This is a genomic window from Leeuwenhoekiella aequorea (genome assembly GCF_004104375.1).
In the GTDB taxonomy this organism is placed as follows: domain Bacteria; phylum Bacteroidota; class Bacteroidia; order Flavobacteriales; family Flavobacteriaceae; genus Leeuwenhoekiella; species Leeuwenhoekiella aequorea.
In genome coordinates this window covers 181,464-202,704 of record NZ_QOVM01000003.1, presented here as the reverse complement: position 1 = coordinate 202,704, position 21,241 = coordinate 181,464, and the positions used below count along the sequence as shown (strand labels likewise).

Genomic DNA, 21,241 nt, shown 5'->3' with positions numbered 1-21,241 from the left:
CTTGTTTTAGGGGGTCTTAATTAGAAATCTATTCAATAAATTTAATTTACCCCTACCTATAGAGGGGTGTATTACGAAATTATATATTTTTACCGCTTAGAATTTTCGAATTCATAAAAATCTATCCAAAAATGAATACTTTACGATTTTTTGCACTGAAAGAAAGTCTTTCAAGAAAACCAGTAGTTATTGAAGAAAATGAGCGCAGATCTGCACTTTATGGTAAGCATGTTTTTGGGAAACAAGCTATGCGTCAGGTTCTTTCTAGTGATGCTTTTGAAGCTGTTCAAGATGCAATAAATACAGGTTCTAAGATTGATAGATTGATGGCAGATAGTATTGCTGCCGGAATGAAGCAATGGGCAATTAGTTTAGGAGCAACTCATTATACACATTGGTTTCAACCTCTAACAGGTGCAACAGCAGAAAAGCACGATGCCTTTTTTGAAAGTTTGTCTGATGGAAGTGCCATTGAAAAATTTGAAGGTGCAAAGCTGGTTCAACAAGAGCCAGACGCTTCCTCATTTCCACATGGTGGAATTCGCAATACTTTTGAAGCACGCGGTTATACCGCCTGGGATCCTACATCTGCAGCATTTATTTTAGATACGACTTTGTGTATACCTACTGTGTTTGTTTCGTACACAGGTGAGGCTTTAGATAACAAAACTCCATTACTAAGAGCGCTAAATGCCATTGATAATTCTGCTACAGAAGTTGCAAAATACTTTAATAAGTCGGTAACTAAAGTGACTGCAACTTTGGGATGGGAACAAGAATATTTTCTCATTGATGCGGCATTAGCAGCTTCCCGACCAGATATTATGCAAACAGGAAGGGCCTTGCTGGGTCACGCACCTGCAAAAGGACAGCAGTTAGATGATCATTATTTTGGATCCATACCTTCTAGAGCTTTAAATTTTATGAAGGATCTAGAGCAGCAGTGTATGCTTCTTGGAATTCCGGTAAAAACCAGACACAATGAAGTGGCACCAAACCAATTTGAGTTGGCACCTATTTTTGAAGAGGCAAATTTAGCAGTCGATCATAATTCATTGATTATGGATCTAATGGCACGTGTAGCTGACCGACATAAACTCAAGGTTTTATTTCATGAAAAACCATTTGCAGGTATTAACGGTAGCGGAAAACATAACAACTGGTCACTGGCAACAGATACCGGAGTCAATTTGTTGAGCCCCGGTAGTACTCCTATGAAGAATCTCCAGTTTCTTACATTCTTTATAAATACAATTAAAGCAGTTCAAGATCATGAAGAATTATTAAGAGCCTCTGTGGCATCTGCTTCCAATGATCATCGATTAGGGGCAAATGAAGCACCACCGGCAATAATGTCTGTTTTTATCGGAAAACAATTAACGAAGGTACTTGATGAGTTAGAAAAAGTATCAGATGGAAAATTATCTCCGCAAGAGAAGACAGATCTAAAACTCAATGTTGTGGGTAAGATCCCCGAAATTTTGTTAGACAATACAGACCGTAATAGAACATCTCCATTTGCCTTTACAGGTAATAAATTTGAATTTAGAGCAGTCGGCTCAACAGCCAACTGTGCAAAGCCAATGGTTGTTTTAAATACAATTGTAGCAAAGCAATTAAAAGATTTCAAAGTCGAAGTTGATACACTTATAGAAAGTAAGGGTATGAAGAAGGATGATGCTATTTTCAATATTCTTCGTGAGTATATTAAAGCATCAAAGAAAATACGCTTTGAAGGAGATGGTTATAGTAAGGAATGGGAAGCTGAAGCAAAAAAGCGTAAACTTAGCAATAATCGTACGACACCACAAGCTTTAGATATTCAATTAGCTAAGCAGACATTATCCTTATTTGAAGAAATGGATGTTATGAATTCTATCGAACTCAAAGCACGACATGAAATTGAAATTGAAGAATATATTAAGAGAGTTCAAATTGAAAGTAGAGTCCTGGGAGATATGGCTCGCAATCATATAATTCCTACATCAATAAGATATCAAAATTTATTGATTAAGAATGTAAAAGGTTTAAAAGAAATTTTTGAAGGAGATTATAAAACTATGGCCAGTGAACAGCTAAATATAATTGAGCAAATATCTTCTTATTTAAAAATTGTTAACGAGGCAATCACAGAGATGATAGCTGTAAGAAAAGAAGCAAATCTACTAGATATAAAGGATAGAGCTAAATCGTATAACGAATTAGTAATTCCATATTTTAACAAAATTAGATATGCTTCAGATAAATTAGAATTATTAGTAGAAGATAAGCTTTGGCCTCTTGCAAAGAACAGAGAATTACTCAATTTGAGATAATTTAGAGTTTCAGACACAAATCCATGAGTCTAAAACGTTAATTTAACTTTACATAATTATCTTTTACCTACAAATGATGTAGGTAAAAGACTACACATATTTTTTTGATATTAGAAAGGGTGTTTTTCCCTTTTTGCTGGGGATGCCTTTATCTACAAGGCTTCAGATTCTACATCGTTATAGTCTACTTGTACTTTCATCGAAAAGTTATAGAATTCATAAAATCAGCACATTAGTTTTTCCTAATTTAGCCTTGCGTTGAAAGAGTAAAGGATGATGAAAATTGATTTCTACGCAGGCTATAATCCCTTATATAGTTAGAATTTGGTTTATTGATCTTACCCCTTCTGATCTAAGCCGAATATTGTTTGCCAAGTATATTATTAACCATTCTATATATTATTAATTTAAAACTTTCTATTATGAAAAAAGTAGTATTAAGCGCAGCAGCGCTAATGATCGGGGCTGTTGCTTTTGCACAGCAAAATACCTCTACAGGTACCCAAACTGGAAGTTCAAACGTTGGACATGCTTATCAAGCAGGAACAATGAACAATGCCGATCTTACACAAAATGGAACAGCAAATAATTCTGTGTCAACTCAATTTGGTGCAAGTAACCTTGTGAAAGTTGATCAAGTAGGTGAGAAAAACGTATCTGCTGCAACACAGGAAGGAGGATCTTTTAACAAGGCTTATGTTGATCAGGATGATCTTGGAAACAAGTCTACTATCATTCAAGGTACAGGTATGGCAGCGGTAGGAAACTGGGCTAAAGTAACTCAATCTGGATCATCTGATGTTTTAACAGGTAACACTGCTACAGTAAAGCAAACATATGACCAGAGTAAGGCAGATGTAATGCAAACAGGTGATAGCAACCAAGCGAAAGTTACCCAAGTAGGAAAGCCAAATCAACCTTCTGCACCTAATGCAAATTTTCCTAGAAACGAGGCGGATGTAGACCAAACTGGTACTGGAAATAAAGCTCGTGTAAATCAGGAATCTTACGCAGTTGCCGGTGTTAAAAACATGGCTACAATAAGCACAACTGGTATGGATAACTTAGCTATTGTTGAACAAATTAAGACTCAAGGCAATAAAGCAACAGTGTTGCAGGATAATAATTATGCTGAGGCTTATGTTTACCAAGATTCTGATGATAACACTGCAAAAGTTACTCAAACCGGGGATGACGTTGATTTGACATCAGGAAGTGGAGATGTGGCTATTGTACATCAAATGGGTTCTACTGGTAACAATGCTAATGTTACTCAAGAAAGTATTGATCCTTATGGTGATCCGGGTAGTTACTCTGAAGTTCTTCAAGATGGATCTGATAACAAAGCAACTGTTAAGCAAACGACTAGAGGTCAAGAAGCATTTGTACACCAGTTTGGAGATAACAACATGGTAAATGTAGATCAGTCAGGTTATAGCCAATATGCAGATCTTTATCAAGAAGGTTCTGACCATAAAATTAATTTAACTCAAAAGTGGTCTCAGGGTTCTGCTATAATATCTCAGTTTGGTAATGGTCATTCTGCAACTTACACTCAAGGTGGTGGCGGAAATAATTCTATAACAACTTTACAAGAAAATTTTGCAGGTCAAGGAAGTTTAGATACGACTCCTGAAACTCAAATGACACCATCAGGTTACTAATACGTTGAAGAATATTAGTAGTTAAAAAGAGAAAAGGGTGTGCATCAAAACACGCCCTTTCTTATTTAAATAATTGTAAATAAATTAAATATGATACATACAATCAAACTTCGAGAATGCAAACTTAATTTCTGTTTTTTAAATTATATGTTATTGTCATTAATTACTTTACCAGTTATAACTAGCCAAACTTATATAGATCCCAATCAATCTAATACAGATCCTAAAGCATTAATGGAGTCATTAGGAGGAGCATTTGAATCAAATGTCAACTTAAAAAATATTCAAGGAAATTCAGTTTTTCTAACCCAAATAGGATCATATAATGATTCAACAGTCAATACTAATACTGCAAATAGTTCCATAACAATACTACAAGATGGTAGCTACAATATTACAAATCTTGACTATACTGCTAGAACAGCTTATGCTAATATTAAACAGCGAGGAAATTCAAATACAATTATTGATAATATTAATAATGTATCACTTGATGTATCACTTGAACTTTCGCAACAAGGAAATAATTTAAATTTTATAAGAGATAATGCGAACGAACTTACTAAAACTTTAAAATTTTCGCAAACTGAAGCTTCGCCAAATCTTATTGTGAGAAGTATTAATTAATAGAATAAAATGTTTTTAAGTACCCCCAAATACCTAATTATATTTAGTATTACTTTAATCCCTTTATTGGGATTTAGTCAGTTTATAAATAAAGAAATTAAAGCAGAAGTATTAATTGAAAAAAATAGTGAATTCTATAATTTTATAGGTACAGCTGAAAACCTTACAAATACAGACTTTAATTTAAAGTATGACCTCTTACTTTTTACTACAGAATCTGATGGACAAATTACCAAAGAAAATAAATCTGATCGGATCTTTATTGAGGCTCATCAGAAGTTAATTCTCCCTTCTATAACTGTAAATTACAGTGTAAGTAATAAAACTATTATAGTTCTCATAATTTATGACCTTGATGATAAGCCACTCGGTCAAGACCGCATAGTATTAGAAAATGGAGGGCAAACCGATTTAAGCGCTCTTAAAAAGGATACTCAGATGGCTGTGTCAAATGAAGATCAAGCGGCACCTTCAGATGGTTTTGTCATGGATGGTTTCGTTCTTGAAAATACAATTACCAAAGCAGGCAAAGATTTTTACCGATATTTTTATTCTGAATATTTTAATAAACAAATTAGATCCTCTAAAGATATCTTAATAGAAGAAGTTCCTGGTAGAGGAATAAACACACGTATTTCTGTATTTGTAGCAGACCAATTAGTTTGGCAATTTTTTGCTCAACCCAGAAAAGCATTTTTAATTAGAAATGCGTCAATCGCATTAAATAGATCAATTGCCTATCTCCAAGAACTTGATCAGCGAAAAAATGAATTTATAAGATATTAATATGACAAAATGTTTACTTTTTTTATTGCTATTTAGCTCTGCAAGTGTATTCTCTCAACAGTTTTCGTATAAGCCTATAAATCCAGCATTTGGGGGAGATACTTTTAATTATACTTGGATGCTAAGTTCGGCTTCGGCACAAAATGGTCATACCGCCCCTCGAAATGAATCTGAACAACAATCGGAATTAGAAGAGTTTGGTGATAATCTAAACCGTCAATTGTTAAGTCAGATTTCAAGAACACTACTTCAACAACAAATCGATGGGATTGGCAACTTTGATCAAGAAGGAACCTTCACTTATGGTTCTCTGGCTGTGGAAGTCTTTGAAAGTGAAGAAGGCTTAGTAATTAATATTCTAGATACATCTACTGGAGAACAAACCCAGGTAATTGTCCCAAATCAATAATCATTTATGAAGTATTACAAATTACAACTTTACTTAATGAGTGTGTTTCTACTTTCATCGTGTGGAGCATACTTTAATCAACCATTTGATCAAACTCCCGCACGATTAGGAGAGTATTCAAAATCGACAAAAACTCTTTTGGGATTACCTCCCGCACAATCCCCGGTAGAAGTTGCTGTCTACAACTTTAGTGATCAAACAGGGCAATATAAAGCAGTGGAAAACGGAAGTACATTTAGTACTGCAGTAACCCAAGGCTCAACAGCAATTCTCTTAAAAGCTTTAGAAGATAGTGGCTGGTTTATTCCTATAGAACGTGAAAATTTAAGTAATCTTTCTACGGAACGAAATATTATACGGAACACTAAACAGGAATATATTAAAAATCTTAATCCTAACGAGCCACCATTACCACCCCTTAAATATGCCGGAATTATATTAGAAGGAGGTATCGTATCTTATGATACAAATATTATAACCGGAGGAGTAGGAGCGCGATATTTTGGACTTGGAGGTTCAGCAAAATACCGTCAAGATCGAATAACGGTATACCTGAGAATGGTATCAACTAGCAATGGTGAGATATTAAAAACTGTATATGTATCTAAAACCATATTATCTCAAGCTTTAGACGCCAGTCTTTTTCGCTTTGTGAAGTTTCAAAGATTGTTAGAAACTGAGATGGGAATTACACGTAATGAGCCGGTACAATTAGCTATAAAAGATGCTGTAGAGAAAGCAGTTCACGATCTAATTGTTGAAGGTATAGAAGGCGGATTTTGGTCAGCAAAAGGTGGCAATCAGGTTAACGAGGAGGTCGTTGCTAATTATAATGCAGAAAAAGAAATAGCAGAATCTACAGGTATCTATAATAGAATTTTCTTTCAGCAAAAATTTAAGAATTCAATTAATTTCTCCTTAGGGACTTCTTTACTTGACGCAGATTATAGTGATACACATTTTGGGCCTATGGCTAAAATAGGATACAATCTTGGTTTGAGTGAGGTCGTGAGTTTAAATGTGAACAGCGCATATATGAGATTTAAAACGGGTAGTACTTTTGAAGAAAGTTTTGCAAGTATAGATCTCAACGCAGAGTTTAGATTGTTGCGTAATGATAAATTGTCTCCCTATATATATGGGGGAGGCGGAATTCTATTCGGATTTGAAAATGATGGATTTTTAGGACTCGATGCTGATCAAACAGATGCTAAAGTTCAATATGGCGCCGGGATAGAATATGCTATTTCTCCAAGAATAGGAATGCGTATTTGGGGGGAACACAATATTACATTTTCAGATAAGGTAGACAATCTCGTTAATGGCAAGCGTGATGATTTTTATTTCAATTTTGGAGTGGGACTCAAATACTATTTCAATTTCACAAATAAAAAGAAGGATGGTTTAAGTGATGATTCTCAAGTAAAATCCCCAAAAAATTAAACAGATGAAGAATAAAATATTTTATTTAATTATTAGCACACTTATTATTCTTGCAGGTTGCAGTGAAGATACCATCGAGGAGAATGGAGTTGGCCGTCTAACGGGTACCGTTGTTGCAAAAACTACTAATACACCACTCGAAAACATCAAAATTGTAACTAGTCCCGCATCAAGTACAGTATTTACAGATGCATCTGGTAATTTTGTTATAGAAACAATAAGTGTAGGAGAATATTCAGTGCAAGCGGAATCCGATATATATGCGGATGCTTTTGAAGCTGTATCCATACTTAATAATGAGACGAGTAGTGTAGTTTTTGAATTAGAAGTAAGTAAAACTAATAATATAGAACCGTTAGTTCCGGAACTGTTGACTCCCACAGATGGTGCATCAAACTTAGAACCTAATATCCAATTTATTTGGTCTTCTTCAGAAAGTGATACCGATGAAATAACTTATAAATTTCAACTAAGAAACGGTACAACTAATGAAATTATATCTAGAGAGGTGGTTGCAGATACGACCGTAACAATTGAGAATCTTAATTTAGGTACAAATTATTTTTGGCAAGTAAGTGCTTCAGATGATAGCAGTGAAGTACAAAGTACAGTGAGCCAATTTAGCACAAATAGCACACCGCAGAATAATTATTTCTATGTTAAGTCTGTTAATGGCAATAGTGTTATTTACTCAGGCAATAAAAAAGATGCAAGTAATGAAGAAGATGCTGAAGTTAACTTTAATGAGTTTAAACTAACATCTGAATCATTTAATAGCTTTAGACCTCATAAAAATAACGAAACTTCAAAAATAGCATTTCTTAGAACGGTTAATGGTGCCACTCAATTGCATACTATGAATCTCGACGGTTCAGGTGTTAAGCAAGTAACAAGCACCATTCCTGTAAATGGCTTTAGAATTGATGAAATAGACTATACGTGGGCTCAAAATGGAGGTAAGCTGTATTATCCTAATTTTGATAAACTGTATAGTATAAACCCTGATGGTGGAGGAAGTACTTTAATTTACAAAACAACCGATGGTAGTTTTATATCCGAGGTTAGCGTGTCCCAATTCGACGATAATTTAATTGCTTTAAAAACAAATAATAGTGATGGCTATAATGTGAGAGTTTATACCGTTAGATTATCATCTGGAACTGAAGAACGTGTGATTTTTCAAAATGCGATGGGTGCTGTAAAGGGAATTGATTTAAATGCCAATGGGACCCAACTTTTATATTCTAAAGATACTTCCGGCTCTCAAAATAATGAATATCGGCAATTTGCTAATAGAATTTTCATTTATGATTTAAATACCGGTGTCGAGCGTTTGTTTGATAATGGAGCAGTTAGTGGATCTAATGATATACAACCACGATGGTCCCCTTCTGAAGGAGCAATCATATTTACTAGAAAACCAAGTAATATTAATTCTGTACCTAATGTTTTGGTTAGTCCGTTGAGCGAATATACCTCAGATAATATTTTATTTACAAATGCTTTTATGCCCGACTGGGAAGAATAATTTTTGAATAACTAATCAACCTTAAGAACGTCCTGAAATATCAGGACGTTTTTATTTCTTACTTTTGCAAAATAACTGACAAAAATGAGCCAAGAGATTTCAAAGAGGTACGCAGATCGCGGAGTTTCCGCAGGAAAAGAAGATGTGCATAATGCTATTAAAAATGTAGATAAAGGACTGTTTCCGCAGGCTTTTTGCAAAATTGTACCCGATTATCTTACGGGAAGCGAGGAGCATTGTCTAATTATGCACGCAGATGGTGCTGGCACAAAATCTTCTCTGGCTTATATGTACTGGAAAGAAACTGGGGATATATCAGTATGGAAAGGGATCGCACAAGATGCTTTAATTATGAATGTTGATGACTTACTATGTGTAGGAGCAACAGATAATATTTTGCTTTCATCCACCATTGGTAGAAACAAAAACCTAATCTCTGGAGAAGTTATTTCTGCTATAATTAACGGTACCGAAGAATTAATTGAAGATCTCAAAAATCACGGTGTGACTATTAATAGTACTGGGGGTGAAACTGCAGATGTGGGAGATCTTGTACGTACTATTATCGTAGATTCTACAGTAACTGCGAGAATGAAACGGGAGGATGTTATAGACAATAAGAACATCAAGCCTGGTGATGTTATTGTAGGTCTGGCAAGTTTTGGACAGTCAACTTATGAAAAGGAATATAATGGTGGGATGGGAAGTAATGGTCTTACATCGGCACGTCACGATGTCTTTGGAAAATATCTTGCAAAAAAGTATCCAGAAAGCTTTGATCACGCTGTTCCCGAAGATCTCGTATACAGCGGGTCAAAAAAATTAACAGATGCGGTAGCTCATTCACCTTTAGATGCCGGTAAACTGGTTTTATCTCCGACACGTACGTATGCGCCGGTGATTAAAAAAATTCTACAAGATGTAGATAAGAATCTTTTACATGGTATGGTTCACTGTAGCGGAGGTGCACAAACAAAAATTTTACATTTCGTAGAAAACTTACATATTATAAAAGATGATTTTTTTGAATTACCTCCACTATTCAAATTAATTCAAGAGGAGAGTGGTACAAATTGGAAAGAGATGTACCAAGTCTTTAATATGGGGCACCGTATGGAACTTTATGTAGATCCTCAATTAGCTCAGCAAATTATAGATATTTCAAAGTCTTTTAATATTGAGGCCAAGATTATTGGACGCGTAGAATCTGCAGATTCAAAAAGGTTAACAATTAAAAGTACTGTTGGCACGTTTACCTATTAACAGTAATTAAACAATTTCGGTTTGTATAAATTTTTATTCTCCTTATTTATAATTTCAGGTTTTATTGGTAGTCAAAATGCAGCTGCTCAACACGTGGCTTTTCCTTTACCTATTAAAAAGAATTTAGTAAAGAGATTAACTGAACAGATTATTATTGTAGAACCCACAAACTGGTCAGAATCAAATCGTATTGGCTTAGATCTTAGTGAGGTTGCTTTTGTTAATTGGAATTCTGGAGGTAGTAACTCTATCTCGGGATTAGCAGAACTTGTGGTAGAAAGAAATTATAGTGACAATAATACCAAGTGGAGAAATAAATTTTCAGGTAGATTTGGTATCAACAGTCAGGAAGGACGCGAACTACGCAAAACCGATGATTTTCTAGAAATTACTTCAGATTATGGTTATAGGAAAGATACATTATCAAATTGGTATTATTCTGCTAAATTTAGATTTGCATCTCAATTTACAAATGGGTACAAATATCCAGACACCAGCGTGCCTATCTCTCAATTTATGGCTCCGGGTTATGTATTTCTGGGTGTAGGTGGTGAATACGGGAAATATATCGAGAATTTATCTATCTACGCATCCCCACTTACATATAAATCTACTTTTGTTTTAGATCAGGAGCTTGCAAATAATGGTTCTTTTGGGGTAACACCTGCAGTGCGCGATGCAGATGGGAATATTATAAAGAATGGAGAGAAAGTAAATAGCGAGCTTGGTATTCTTTTACAAAGTGTGCTTAAGGCTACCATTATGGAGAATATAAACTTCACAAATTCAATAAACCTCTATACAGATTATTTAAATAGCTTTGGAAATATTGATGTAGATTGGGAATTGAACTTAAATTTTAAGGTTAATAGTTTTGTTCTTGCCCGATTAGGATCTCATTTAAAGTATGATAATGACATCAAAATTACGGAAACAAACATTGATGGTGAAGAGATTACTATGGGTGCTAGAACACAATGGAAACAACAATTAGGGATAGGCGTTATTGTTGATTTTTAAATTACTTTAGAAAACCTAAAACTCTACCTTCTGTTTTGTCGTAAGTTTAACAAGTAATTCGTTTACACGATAAATCGTTTCATGAGTATCTTTAATTCTATAAAAACTAGAAGTAACATTTATTTTGTACTTCTAATTACATTGGCTACTGCTGTCAATCTTCTAATTATAGGATTTTCCGATTTAGAAACCAGTAGACTCGCCCGCCTCACAACTGTTATTTTATTCAGCTTATATTTTATTATAAAGAAGAAATATTACAGTTTCTGGATATTTTCAGCATTACTCTTTTTATGCATAAAGGATGTCTTTTTTCAGTTTTATGAAGAATCCTGGGGTTACAAGCTGTATTTAATATTTGGCACATTAGCATATGTTACCATAGTTTTAGAGCGGTTACCAAAGATTTCTGAAATAAGCTTTAAGCCAGGTATAGTTTTAATAACTTCAGTTCTGGTTGCTGCAAATACGTATACCTTGTATATTATAATGAATATGGTGAGTTATACTTTCCACGATGGTATCGAGCCTATTTTATTATATCTATACGGTGCATCAATGATGTTATTAGGAGTAGAAGCCATAGCCTACAACAATAAATATAATAGCTCCAGGTCATTGATTTATACATTCTTCGCGTTTGCATTTATTTTCTCAGATATTGCAGCCTTATTTGCTTATTATTTCAATTTTGAAATTTTTTATTTTTTTGACCGCTTTTTGTTTTTGTGTGCTCTAGGTATGTACATTCATTACAGTCTTAATTACGAGAGTATTAAAGAAGAGTATTTTCAATTCAATATGATTGATAAGAAACTGTAGTAATCTCTTTTCACTTTTCTACATAATTGTTTATCCTATAAAAATTTTATATTCGATGTAGAATAAATACAATTAAATGAAAAATTTACTTGGAATAGGTTCAAGAATTAAGCACGAAAAATTCGGAATGGGAGTAGTGACTAATGTAACATCAAAACTTTATTGGGTTACATTTATTGATAGTGGTTTAGAAACTATTGAGCTGGACTCGGAATTTGATACCGTTGAGGCCGTTGAAGATGAGGTTGATAGTGTGTCTTTTTATGAAGTTGAAAGCACCTTGAGAAATTTACTGAAACAATATTCTGATATATCTGAAATTGTTCCTATAGCAGATAAATGGAAGGGAGGATCTATCACTTTAAATCCTGGTGACCCCAATCTTGCCAGCAAGGAAATAGCAATCGATGCTTTTTTTCATAAAATCGTTATGGTGAGAGATCGTATACGAGTTATGGAGCAAAAGATAAACTCGAGTAAAAATCTAGACGATCAGGAAAAAGTAGATTTACAGCAATACCTTACCCGTATCTATGGAAGTCTAACTACATTTAATATTCTCTTTAAAAATAATTCACAGAACTTCAAAGGAGAAGGGAAATCTAAGTGACGCATATTATCACCCCAAGCAATAATCCCTTTATTTTAAATTTATTTTAAAGCCTGAATTCTAACTCTGCCGTTGGTTTAAATTTACTTTTTACCCAAGCTAATAATAATTATTACCTTACTTATTTTTAGAATATGATTTTAATAATTGGAGCAGGTTTGAGCGGTTTATTAACCGCATATCGTTTACAGCAAAAGGGAATTGCGTTTAAAATTCTTGAAGCTAGAGAGCGTGTGGGTGGCAGAATACATACTTCCTATGACCAGTTAGACACCCCGGTTGAGCTAGGCGCTACCTGGTTTGGGGAGCAGCACGTAAATCTGAAAGATCTACTTAACGAACTAGATTTAGAATATTTTGAGCAGTATATGTCAGGAACGGTTTTTTTTCAGCCTTTGTCAACATCGCCTGCGCAATCTATTCAAATACCAAGTCAACCGGCGAGCTATCGAATTTCAGGTGGTTCTTCAACTTTGATTAACGCATTATATAACAAACTTAACAAAGCAGACCTTCTACTCAATCAAACAGTAAAAGAGATAAAATTTCATCTTGATAAAGTAGAAGTGGTTGCCAATGAAACTTTTACTGCCAGCAAAATAGTTCTCGCGTTACCTCCAAAATTAATCGTAAACCGTATTGATTTTATGCCCTGCTTACCAGATTTAGTTTGCCAAACTGCAAAGCATACACACACGTGGATGGAAGACTCTATAAAAGTAGCGCTTACGTTTGAAGAGCCATTTTGGGAGCAACAACAAATTTCAGGAACGTTATTTAGTAATACTGGGCCTATTACAGAGTTTTACGATCACTGTGATCATAAGCGATCTAAATATGCTTTATGCGGTTTTATGAATGGTTCCTATATGGTATTGGATCCGGCAGAACGGCAGTCGCGCGTTTTAAATCAGCTAATTGCTGTTTTTGGTGAGGCAATTACCCAATTTATATCCTACAAAGAATGTATCTGGGCACACGAGGCATTTACATATGAACCTTCCCACACCCCTTTATTTCCACATCAAAATAATGGGAATCCTATTTATAATGATATTCTGTTTGACGACAGACTTTATTTAACCGGCTCTGAAACCAGTCCTCAGTTCCCGGGTTATATGGATGGAGCAGTATACGCGGCAAATATAACTGCTCAAAAGCTAATTGAGAGCGAAGACATTTAGAAATAAATTCATCCTCATAAATTCTACTTTGGCGGGCTAAAAGAAGCATAACAGACAAAGTGGGTTGATTAAAATTTCAATTTTCGTTATAACTGTTTCGACTTAATATTTTTAGTTTCGATGGAAACAATGATATATAGAAACCTCCATTTTGCCGAATCAGAAGTGATATTTTGTAATTTACATCGATTTTTTCCGACTATATAACGGTAATTATAAACTTATAAAATGACACCAAACACGATGAAGGTAGAAATATGGAGTGATATCATGTGTCCGTTTTGCTACATTGGGAAACGTAATTTTGATAAGGCTTTAAAACAGTTTTCACACCGAGATAATATAGAAGTAATCTGGAAAAGTTTTTCTCTTGCTCCAGATCTAAAAACGAATAGTAAAATAAACAGTCTTCAGTATTTAAAAGAGCGCAAAGGGATGACAGACAGCCAGGCACAAGATGCTATTGAGCATGTTACCGCATATGCAAAATCTACAGGACTTGATTTTGATTACAATAAGGTGGTTGTTGCCAATACACAAAGAGGGCATCAGCTAATACATTTAGCTGCACATAACGGACTTCAGAATCAAATGAAAGAACGTTTGCTTAAAGCTTATTTTATTGAAGGTTTTAATATTGATGCTACTGATGTTCTTGTTAAGCTAGGTCTTGAAGTGGGGTTAACAGAAGAAGATATTCAAACTGAATTACGTGAAGAGAATTTTCTGCCTTATATAGAACAAGATATAGCAGAAGCTCAAAAACTTGGAGTTAATGGTGTACCTTTTTTCGTTTTTGACCGAAAATATGCTGTATCAGGAGCTCAACCAGAGGAGCAATTCAGTAATGTTTTAGATCAAGCATATAGCGAATGGTACGCAAGCCAGGACACATTAGCTTTTGATGTAATGCAAGGCCAAAGTTGTGATGCTTATGGCGATTGTTGCTAATTGCTACTAAAAGCTTATAAAACTTCCATATTTTTAATATGGAAGTTTTTTTATGTAGAAACCTCGTGAAATTATACTATCAGATAATCCTTGCTGTTTTTTTGATTTAGGTATTTGGATGAAAACCTACTATTTTATTTGTTAAATAGAATTCGCGTCAAATAACGATTCTATTTAAATTGTAGTTATATATTGAATGCTCTTTAAACAAACTATATGAACGGGCGATCTCAGGTTGCACTTATACTTTTAGCTATTTGCTTAGGCAGTCTTTTTTCTTGTACCCAACACTCAGATAAAAAATTACGTATAGCCACAGCGGCAAATATGCAATTTGCTATTCAGCAGTTAACAGCAGATTTTACAGCTAGAACAGGAATTGAATGCGAACTTGTTATAAGTTCGTCAGGTAAGTTAACTGCCCAAATTAAAGAGGGCGCTCCTTATGATCTATTTGTAGCAGCAGATATGAATTACCCACAGGCAATTTATGAAGCAGGTTTTGCGCAACAAAAACCAGAAGTATATGCCTACGGCAAATTGGTACTTTGGTCTTATAATAATAATTCATTACCACTGTTACGTATGCTTACAGATTCTACTATAAATCATATAGCAATTGCTAATCCGCGTACAGCACCTTATGGGAGCGCAGCTATTGCTGTTTTAAATACTCAAAAATTATACGACAGCATTAGTCATAAATTAGTATTTGGAGAAAGTATTTCTCAGACTAATCAATTTATAACTTCTGGCGCTGCAGATATAGGTTTTACAGCTTTAGCAGTAGTAAAATCTACTAATCTTAAAAACAAAGGCAATTGGGCAGTTATCGATCCAGGTTTATACGATCCTATCGCTCAGGGTGTAGTTATTTTAAAAAGGGATAAGAAATCTGAAAAAGATGCTCAGGCTTTTTATTCTTATCTTTTCTCTGCGGAAGGACAAAATATTCTCAAAGATTTTGGATATTCGGTAGATGAATAATTTTGAAGGGTTCATAAAAACGGTCCACGTAAATGGAAACTTATCAATAGTTGATATTGATGTTACTTCAGATATATTAATGAAAGCGATTGTCATTGATACTCCGGAAACGGCTTCCTACTTGAAGAGTAATGCAAAGGTGAGTATCCTATTTAAAGAAACTGAAGTAATAATAGGTTTAGGAGATCAAAGTGGTATTAGTTTACAAAATAAAATACCTGCAATTATTACGCATTTAGAAATTGGAAACTTACTCTGTAAATTAGATCTAAAGTCTGATGCAGGTATTTTTACGGCTATTATAAGTGCGGCAGCTGCTGTGGCTCTTGATTTAAAAGTTGAAGACGAGGTGATCGCGATGATAAAGTTAAACGAAGTAATGCTACGTAGTTTATGAATTGGGAACCGCTAACCCTTACTTTTCAGCTTGCACTGGTAGTTACCTTAATTTTACTGCTGGTCGCAACGCCTGTTGCATTCTGGTTAAGTCATACAAAATCTCGTTTCAAACCTATTATAGAAACATTGGTAAGTATGCCACTGGTATTACCACCTACCGTAATAGGTTTTTACTTTTTAATCGCATTTAGTCCCAATTCGGGTTTAGGATCTTGGCTCAATGCTGTTTTCGGATTAAAATTGGTATTTTCTTTTACAGGTCTGGTAATAGCTTCCGTTATTTATAGCTTACCATTTATGGTACATCCCTTACAATCTGGCTTAAGCTCCATTTCAAAATCGATTACCGAAGCTTCATATGTTATGGGAAAGTCTAAATGGCAAACACTTTTCAAAATTCAGTTACCACAGATAAAACCTGCAATTCTTACCGGTATAGTATTATCTTTTGCACATACAGTAGGGGAGTTTGGTGTCGTTTTGATGATAGGAGGAAACATACCAGGTAGAACTAAAGTAGCTTCTATTGCAATTTATGATGAGGTAGAAGCACTTAATTATGATGCAGCCAATTATTACTCACTCATACTTTTTGCTATCACATTTTCTATACTTCTTGTGGTTTATCTCGTAAACGGAAACCTCTTAAAAGGCATCATTAAATGATACAAATTGATCTTAATAAAAAACTTCAGGCGGCAGAAGGCGAGATGCTTTTAAAACTGAAAATTGATATTGAAAAAGGCGAATTTGTAACATTATACGGAGCTTCAGGAGTGGGTAAAACATCTACTCTACGTATGATAAGTGGATTACTCAATCCAGATGCCGGAAAGATTATAGTAAACGATGAAGTATGGTTTGACCAGTCCAAAAAAATAAATCTGACACCTCAAAAGCGAAAAGTAGGTTATGTCTTTCAGGATTATGCATTATTTCCCCAAATGACCGTGTTAGAAAATTTACAGTTCGCACAAACTAAAAAGTATGGAGCCAAAGCAATAACCAGTCTCATCGAATTAATGGAATTAGGTCAATTGCAAAATCGCAAACCCGAGACTTTAAGTGGTGGTCAAAAACAGCGTGTGGCTCTGGCTCGTGCTCTGGTACAGCAACCAGAAATTTTACTCCTCGATGAACCACTTGCCGCGTTAGATACCACCATTAGATATAAATTACAGGAATATCTCAAGCAAATTCATTCGGAATTTAAATTAACTACGATTCTTATTTCTCACGATGTAAGCGAAATTGTAAAACTTGCAGACCGGGTTATCTGTTTAGAAGATGGGAAAATTATAAATCAAGGGACACCAGAACATGTGTTTATCAATCAAAAGCTTAGTGGGAAATTTAAATTTACTGGTGAGGTTCTTAAAGTGAGTAACGAAGAGTTGATAAGTATTGTAACCGTTCGTATTCACACCGAAGTGGTCAAGGTTGTGGTGCAACCCGAAGAAGCACAAAATCTTGATGTGGGTGATAAAGTGCTTGTAGTTTCAAAAGCCTTTAATCCCTTACTCTATAAATTGAGGGCTAGATAATTTACATGTCCGCTCAAAATACTATAAAATAAAAAGGTCCTGCTTTTGCAAAAGCAGGACCTTTTTTTGGATTCGTAATCAATTAAAATGCAAAACCTAAAGTAAATACTAATCGGTTTGTTTCATCGCTCATATAATAACCCACATTTGCAGTAAGTGCTTTGAATCCATTTATAAAAACGGATCCACCATAGCTATTGTGCCATTGTTGCGAATTGTCGTTATCCACCCACACACGGCCATAATCAAATCCTGCTGAAACACCGATACGAAGCGGTATAAAATTTGTTTTTATTTCAGAAAGACCTACACGTAAATCGGTACTTTGATAAAAAGCAGTCTCACCATTAAAGCGTTCATTACGGAAGCCTCGTAAACTTTGATTTCCACCTAGTGTTGCACCGTGGTAAAACTCATAATCACCTCCAAAATTCATATGTGCGCCTACTTTGGTAGCTAATACTGCCATACCGCTTGGGTGCAATGGGAAATCTACAGATAGAGTAGGTTTTAAATAAGTGAACTCATTATTATACTCATCAATACTGGTTTTATAACCAGCAACTAAGTCAAATTGATATCCACGTCTTATAAATGCAATCTCACCTGTTTTATTTTTGTACTGAAAACTAGCTTCTGCACCGGCATAGGTTTGATTATTAAAAACATCATCTGTAGGATTAAAATTTATAGGAATATTAGTTACACCTGTAACTCCATCAGCATCATACTCTACATTTAATGCTTCGATACCGGCACCTAAACTAATTTGCACATTATCTTTTCTATATTTTAAAGATGGAAAAACACTCCATTGTTTGATACGCACACGATTAAAATCGCGATCTATATCATCGTTATACTCGGTATCATTTCCAGTTCCAAAATAATTTATAGCAAAATTCGGACTTGTATAGCGTGCATCTAATGCAAAATTCCAATTATAAAATACGTGAGCAAATTCACCCGAATACATAAACTCAAATCCACTAGTTGCAGAATAAAATTGAGCAGTTAATGAATGTTGAGTTTTAAACGGGTTGTTAGCTAATCCATAGGTTGTATAGGTATCTTTAACACCTACTTTAAATCCAGCGTCAGGATCAAAACCTATACTAGGAAAAACCGTATTTGCATCAAGCTTACGAGAAGCATCATTATAGTTATTTATGGTGTAACTATCAACTAGCCATTTATTTATACGATCATTTACAAAAGTGTTTTTCTTACTTTTATAGTCATACACTTTAGCACGTTTTGTATTTTCAAAATCATATATATCATTATTTTCGCCACCTAATATTTTAAGCGGAATGTAATGATCTCCAGTACCAGTAATTTTAAAAGTATCTTCATCGTCTAGGCCATAAATCCATAGTTCTTTAGTTAAGTCTTTATTGTAAGTTCTTTCAAAAACTATATCTTCTGAAGTGGTCAACTTAACTGTAGTTTCTCCATTTTCTTTTCTTGTAATTAAAAAATCATCTTTTTCGCTGGTACCCGTAATTATTTGATGACTCATTAAATACTCATAATAGCGTTTTGCAATACTTAAAAGATTATCGCGGCGCTCTTTTAAACTACTTTTTATAGAACTGATGCTCTCATCTTGAGCTGCTTCAGGTAAAGTTTTGAAAGCTGCTTCGATCGTCTCATCAGTTAAATTTTCTTGAATAAAATTTACCTGCTCCTCCCATTCTTCCCAGGTGATTTCTTTTAAGAATGCCTGATCAAGAGGATAGGCGTATCTACTCATCCACTTTACACTATTTACGTCACCATCATATTTTTCCATAGATCTAAAGTCGATCATACCCATTTTTAAAACAGACAGTATTAATCCGTCATATTTTGGGAATGCTTGATCACGGTCACGTCTTATAGTTTTGTAAGTTTTAGTATCGTTTTCTCCTTCGTATTCTGCCCAACGCCATTGATCGTAGTGACGGTCATAATCACCAACAACAAAATCCATTAATCTTACTTTCAGATAATTTCCTTCATCAACTTGCGTCTTTTTAGACTCACGTGTTTCAGCTAATAAATCTTTAGAACTTATGATATCATCGGCTTCGCCAAAACGTTTGAAGTCTTTGTTTTCATCCCCTGCGTGCGCTTCAAACATATATAGTTTGTCGCCATAATCTTCATTGTAAATACCTAACTCTTTTTGCTTTGGTAAATACACAATTTGAGGCTCGGCATTATAAATATCCAGTTTCTCAAAAATGGGATTCAAAGCAAAAGGGGCATAAGGTTGTGCAGTGGTATAAAAATCCTGAACGATATCTTCTGCAATTGTATTTTGCATAAAATCCTCAACGTAATGATCTTTAATTTTTGACTGAATAAAGCGTACTGCACTTTTACGTATTTCACGTACAGTGTATTCATGCTCATTGTCATCTATAAGACGTAACGAGCGAGACTGATTTCCACCACCTTCTGAAATGGCATGCACATTGTTTGGTAGTTTTGAGAGATTTAAAACCGGAGCTTCAATTTCTTTGCTATATAAGTCACGGTAATGATTTCCCCATAACATACGGTAAAATCCGCTTTTTTTAGTTTCTTCTTCTGTATAGATTGAAGCTTTATAAGTAGCTCCTAATCTATTAATATCAGGATAGGTAAGTGTATCTGGATCGATACGCTCACTTCTTATTTTTTTAGTAAATAATTTTTCGGTTGCATTCTGTGAAGTAGCAAAAAATTCTACTTGAGAACTACGATCTTTATAAACTGTAAGTCTTGCAAAACCGTTTGTTTTAGCAGCAAATTCGCCATCATCTACTTTACGTACATTATCCAGTTTTGCTGAAGCCGCTCCGCTGATAATTTGAGGCACATCGTGGTGTGTTAAATACTGTAAGTTTCGGTCACTTGCTGATACAAATAGTACGTCAGGAAACATACCTGCAAGTGTTTCTAAAACACCACCTAATTTTTCACGCTGGTTACTATGAAAATCTTCTTTCTTAGTGCCACCTATACTTTCTAATAAACTTTGACGAGAATTTGTAGATACCGAATGGTAAATAGCAACAATTACAGTCTTGTTTTGCTCATCCTTAAGATCATCTTTGAATTTTGCAATAAAGTCCTCACGGGTTTTTATGTCACATTTGTTATTAATATATAAGTGATCATCCCAATCTTCAAGAAACCATTGAGAATCTACCATTAACAATACCGTATTGCTTGTACCTAAGTCCTCTATTTCTCGCGGACAACCATCGTTAGGCCAAAATTTTACTTTGCTGTTATCTTGAATAAATGATTCCATATCATCAAGATTCTCGTGGCCATTTTTATTCCATTCGTTTTCACCCGGCATAAAAATAAGATTGCCATTAAAGTTCTCAAGGGGTTGCATTAAACTGTGTTGAAGAAGTTCTTCAGTTTTTGCTCGTTTATCTTTTTTAGGAGGGTATCCGTTTTTAGTGATATTTCCTAGCGCTACAAAGGTTGCTTTTTTGTCATTTTGTGACATAGCAGTAATAGCTTTTAAAACATCTTGTGCAGGATTTCCGGTTTGAAGTTCTGTATTTCCGGTAAAGTAAAAAACTTGTTCAATTTCTTTGTTTTGAGCAAAGCCAAACTGGCTTATACCAATTAAAAGAAATAATAATGTACTGGCTTTACTTACAAATGCGGTTGGTGCAGGTGCGTATTTCTGAATCATATGG

The 21,241-nt window shown here is 34.6% G+C and carries 18 protein-coding genes; 17 read left to right on the top strand and 1 reads right to left on the bottom strand.

The window, feature by feature from the left end; translation table 11 throughout:
• Positions 1-131 precede the first annotated feature (131 nt).
• The 17 genes from DSM00_RS08280 (at position 132) to DSM00_RS08200 (ending at position 17,552) form a co-directional block, all read left to right on the top strand.
• Positions 132-2,315, top strand: a complete 2,184-nt coding sequence (locus DSM00_RS08280; protein ID WP_128757570.1) for a glutamine synthetase III family protein — start codon at positions 132-134, stop codon at positions 2,313-2,315.
• A gap of 422 nt (positions 2,316-2,737) precedes the next feature.
• A complete protein-coding gene (locus tag DSM00_RS08275) occupies positions 2,738-3,979 on the top strand; it encodes a hypothetical protein (RefSeq protein ID WP_128757569.1) in 1,242 nt (413 codons plus the stop codon).
• Positions 3,980-4,132: 153 nt separating this feature from the next.
• Positions 4,133-4,606, top strand: a complete 474-nt coding sequence (locus DSM00_RS08270; protein WP_128757568.1) for a hypothetical protein — start codon at positions 4,133-4,135, stop codon at positions 4,604-4,606.
• A 9-nt stretch (positions 4,607-4,615) separates the two neighbouring features.
• Complete coding sequence (locus DSM00_RS08265; protein ID WP_128757567.1) at positions 4,616-5,392, top strand: CsgE family curli-type amyloid fiber assembly protein; 777 nt, start codon at positions 4,616-4,618, stop codon at positions 5,390-5,392.
• 1 nt (position 5,393) lies between these two features.
• Positions 5,394-5,801, top strand: a complete 408-nt coding sequence (locus DSM00_RS08260; RefSeq protein WP_128757566.1) for a curli assembly protein CsgF — start codon at positions 5,394-5,396, stop codon at positions 5,799-5,801.
• Between the two features lie 6 nt (positions 5,802-5,807).
• Positions 5,808-7,244: a CsgG/HfaB family protein gene (locus DSM00_RS08255; protein WP_128757565.1), complete on the top strand. Its 1,437-nt coding sequence runs from the start codon at positions 5,808-5,810 to the stop codon at positions 7,242-7,244.
• A gap of 4 nt (positions 7,245-7,248) precedes the next feature.
• The gene (locus DSM00_RS08250; RefSeq protein ID WP_128757564.1) at positions 7,249-8,772 is read left to right on the top strand and encodes a carboxypeptidase regulatory-like domain-containing protein; all 1,524 of its coding nucleotides are present in this window, start codon (positions 7,249-7,251) and stop codon (positions 8,770-8,772) included.
• 84 nt (positions 8,773-8,856) lie between these two features.
• Positions 8,857-10,035, top strand: a complete 1,179-nt coding sequence (locus DSM00_RS08245) for an AIR synthase related protein (RefSeq protein WP_128757563.1) — start codon at positions 8,857-8,859, stop codon at positions 10,033-10,035.
• Positions 10,036-10,056: 21 nt separating this feature from the next.
• Positions 10,057-11,055: a DUF3078 domain-containing protein gene (locus DSM00_RS08240; RefSeq protein WP_128757562.1), complete on the top strand. Its 999-nt coding sequence runs from the start codon at positions 10,057-10,059 to the stop codon at positions 11,053-11,055.
• Between the two features lie 81 nt (positions 11,056-11,136).
• Entirely contained in the window at positions 11,137-11,877 is a 741-nt protein-coding gene (locus DSM00_RS08235; protein WP_128757561.1) for a hypothetical protein, read from the top strand.
• A gap of 76 nt (positions 11,878-11,953) precedes the next feature.
• A complete protein-coding gene (locus DSM00_RS08230) occupies positions 11,954-12,487 on the top strand; it encodes a hypothetical protein (protein ID WP_128757560.1) in 534 nt (177 codons plus the stop codon).
• A gap of 134 nt (positions 12,488-12,621) precedes the next feature.
• Positions 12,622-13,671, top strand: a complete 1,050-nt coding sequence (locus DSM00_RS08225) for a flavin monoamine oxidase family protein (protein ID WP_128757559.1) — start codon at positions 12,622-12,624, stop codon at positions 13,669-13,671.
• 228 nt (positions 13,672-13,899) lie between these two features.
• Positions 13,900-14,622 (top strand): DsbA family oxidoreductase, encoded by a 723-nt coding sequence (locus tag DSM00_RS08220; RefSeq protein WP_128757558.1) that lies wholly within the window; start codon positions 13,900-13,902, stop codon positions 14,620-14,622.
• 216 nt (positions 14,623-14,838) lie between these two features.
• Positions 14,839-15,609, top strand: coding sequence for a molybdate ABC transporter substrate-binding protein (modA, locus tag DSM00_RS08215; RefSeq protein WP_128757557.1), 771 nt, complete (start codon positions 14,839-14,841; stop codon positions 15,607-15,609).
• Positions 15,602-16,006, top strand: a complete 405-nt coding sequence (locus tag DSM00_RS08210) for a TOBE domain-containing protein (protein WP_128757556.1) — start codon at positions 15,602-15,604, stop codon at positions 16,004-16,006. Before modA ends, DSM00_RS08210 begins: the two co-directional genes overlap by 8 nt.
• Positions 16,003-16,674, top strand: coding sequence for a molybdate ABC transporter permease subunit (modB, locus tag DSM00_RS08205; protein ID WP_128757555.1), 672 nt, complete (start codon positions 16,003-16,005; stop codon positions 16,672-16,674). Before DSM00_RS08210 ends, modB begins: the two co-directional genes overlap by 4 nt.
• Complete coding sequence (locus tag DSM00_RS08200) at positions 16,671-17,552, top strand: sulfate/molybdate ABC transporter ATP-binding protein (RefSeq protein ID WP_128757554.1); 882 nt, start codon at positions 16,671-16,673, stop codon at positions 17,550-17,552. The genes modB and DSM00_RS08200 overlap by 4 nt, the downstream gene beginning before the upstream one ends.
• A gap of 82 nt (positions 17,553-17,634) precedes the next feature.
• Here DSM00_RS08200 and DSM00_RS08195 read toward each other — a convergent pair whose 3' ends face one another.
• The gene (locus DSM00_RS08195) at positions 17,635-21,237 is read right to left on the bottom strand and encodes a ShlB/FhaC/HecB family hemolysin secretion/activation protein (RefSeq protein WP_164916313.1); all 3,603 of its coding nucleotides are present in this window, start codon (positions 21,235-21,237) and stop codon (positions 17,635-17,637) included.
• Positions 21,238-21,241 lie beyond the last annotated feature (4 nt).

What these genes read in the sequence shown, in the direction of transcription:
- DSM00_RS08280 (WP_128757570.1), top strand. Translation starts at nt 132, where the DNA reads ATGAATACTTTACGATTTTTTGCACTGAAAGAAAGTCTTTCAAGAAAA.
- DSM00_RS08275 (WP_128757569.1), top strand. Translation starts at nt 2,738, where the DNA reads ATGAAAAAAGTAGTATTAAGCGCAGCAGCGCTAATGATCGGGGCTGTT.
- DSM00_RS08265 (WP_128757567.1), top strand. Translation starts at nt 4,616, where the DNA reads ATGTTTTTAAGTACCCCCAAATACCTAATTATATTTAGTATTACTTTA.
- DSM00_RS08260 (WP_128757566.1), top strand. Translation starts at nt 5,394, where the DNA reads ATGACAAAATGTTTACTTTTTTTATTGCTATTTAGCTCTGCAAGTGTA.
- DSM00_RS08255 (WP_128757565.1), top strand. Translation starts at nt 5,808, where the DNA reads ATGAAGTATTACAAATTACAACTTTACTTAATGAGTGTGTTTCTACTT.
- DSM00_RS08250 (WP_128757564.1), top strand. Translation starts at nt 7,249, where the DNA reads ATGAAGAATAAAATATTTTATTTAATTATTAGCACACTTATTATTCTT.
- DSM00_RS08245 (WP_128757563.1), top strand. Translation starts at nt 8,857, where the DNA reads ATGAGCCAAGAGATTTCAAAGAGGTACGCAGATCGCGGAGTTTCCGCA.
- DSM00_RS08235 (WP_128757561.1), top strand. Translation starts at nt 11,137, where the DNA reads ATGAGTATCTTTAATTCTATAAAAACTAGAAGTAACATTTATTTTGTA.
- DSM00_RS08230 (WP_128757560.1), top strand. Translation starts at nt 11,954, where the DNA reads ATGAAAAATTTACTTGGAATAGGTTCAAGAATTAAGCACGAAAAATTC.
- DSM00_RS08225 (WP_128757559.1), top strand. Translation starts at nt 12,622, where the DNA reads ATGATTTTAATAATTGGAGCAGGTTTGAGCGGTTTATTAACCGCATAT.
- DSM00_RS08220 (WP_128757558.1), top strand. Translation starts at nt 13,900, where the DNA reads ATGACACCAAACACGATGAAGGTAGAAATATGGAGTGATATCATGTGT.
- modA (WP_128757557.1), top strand. Translation starts at nt 14,839, where the DNA reads ATGAACGGGCGATCTCAGGTTGCACTTATACTTTTAGCTATTTGCTTA.
- DSM00_RS08210 (WP_128757556.1), top strand. Translation starts at nt 15,602, where the DNA reads ATGAATAATTTTGAAGGGTTCATAAAAACGGTCCACGTAAATGGAAAC.
- modB (WP_128757555.1), top strand. Translation starts at nt 16,003, where the DNA reads ATGAATTGGGAACCGCTAACCCTTACTTTTCAGCTTGCACTGGTAGTT.
- DSM00_RS08200 (WP_128757554.1), top strand. Translation starts at nt 16,671, where the DNA reads ATGATACAAATTGATCTTAATAAAAAACTTCAGGCGGCAGAAGGCGAG.
- DSM00_RS08195 (WP_164916313.1), bottom strand. Translation starts at nt 21,237, where the DNA reads ATGATTCAGAAATACGCACCTGCACCAACCGCATTTGTAAGTAAAGCC.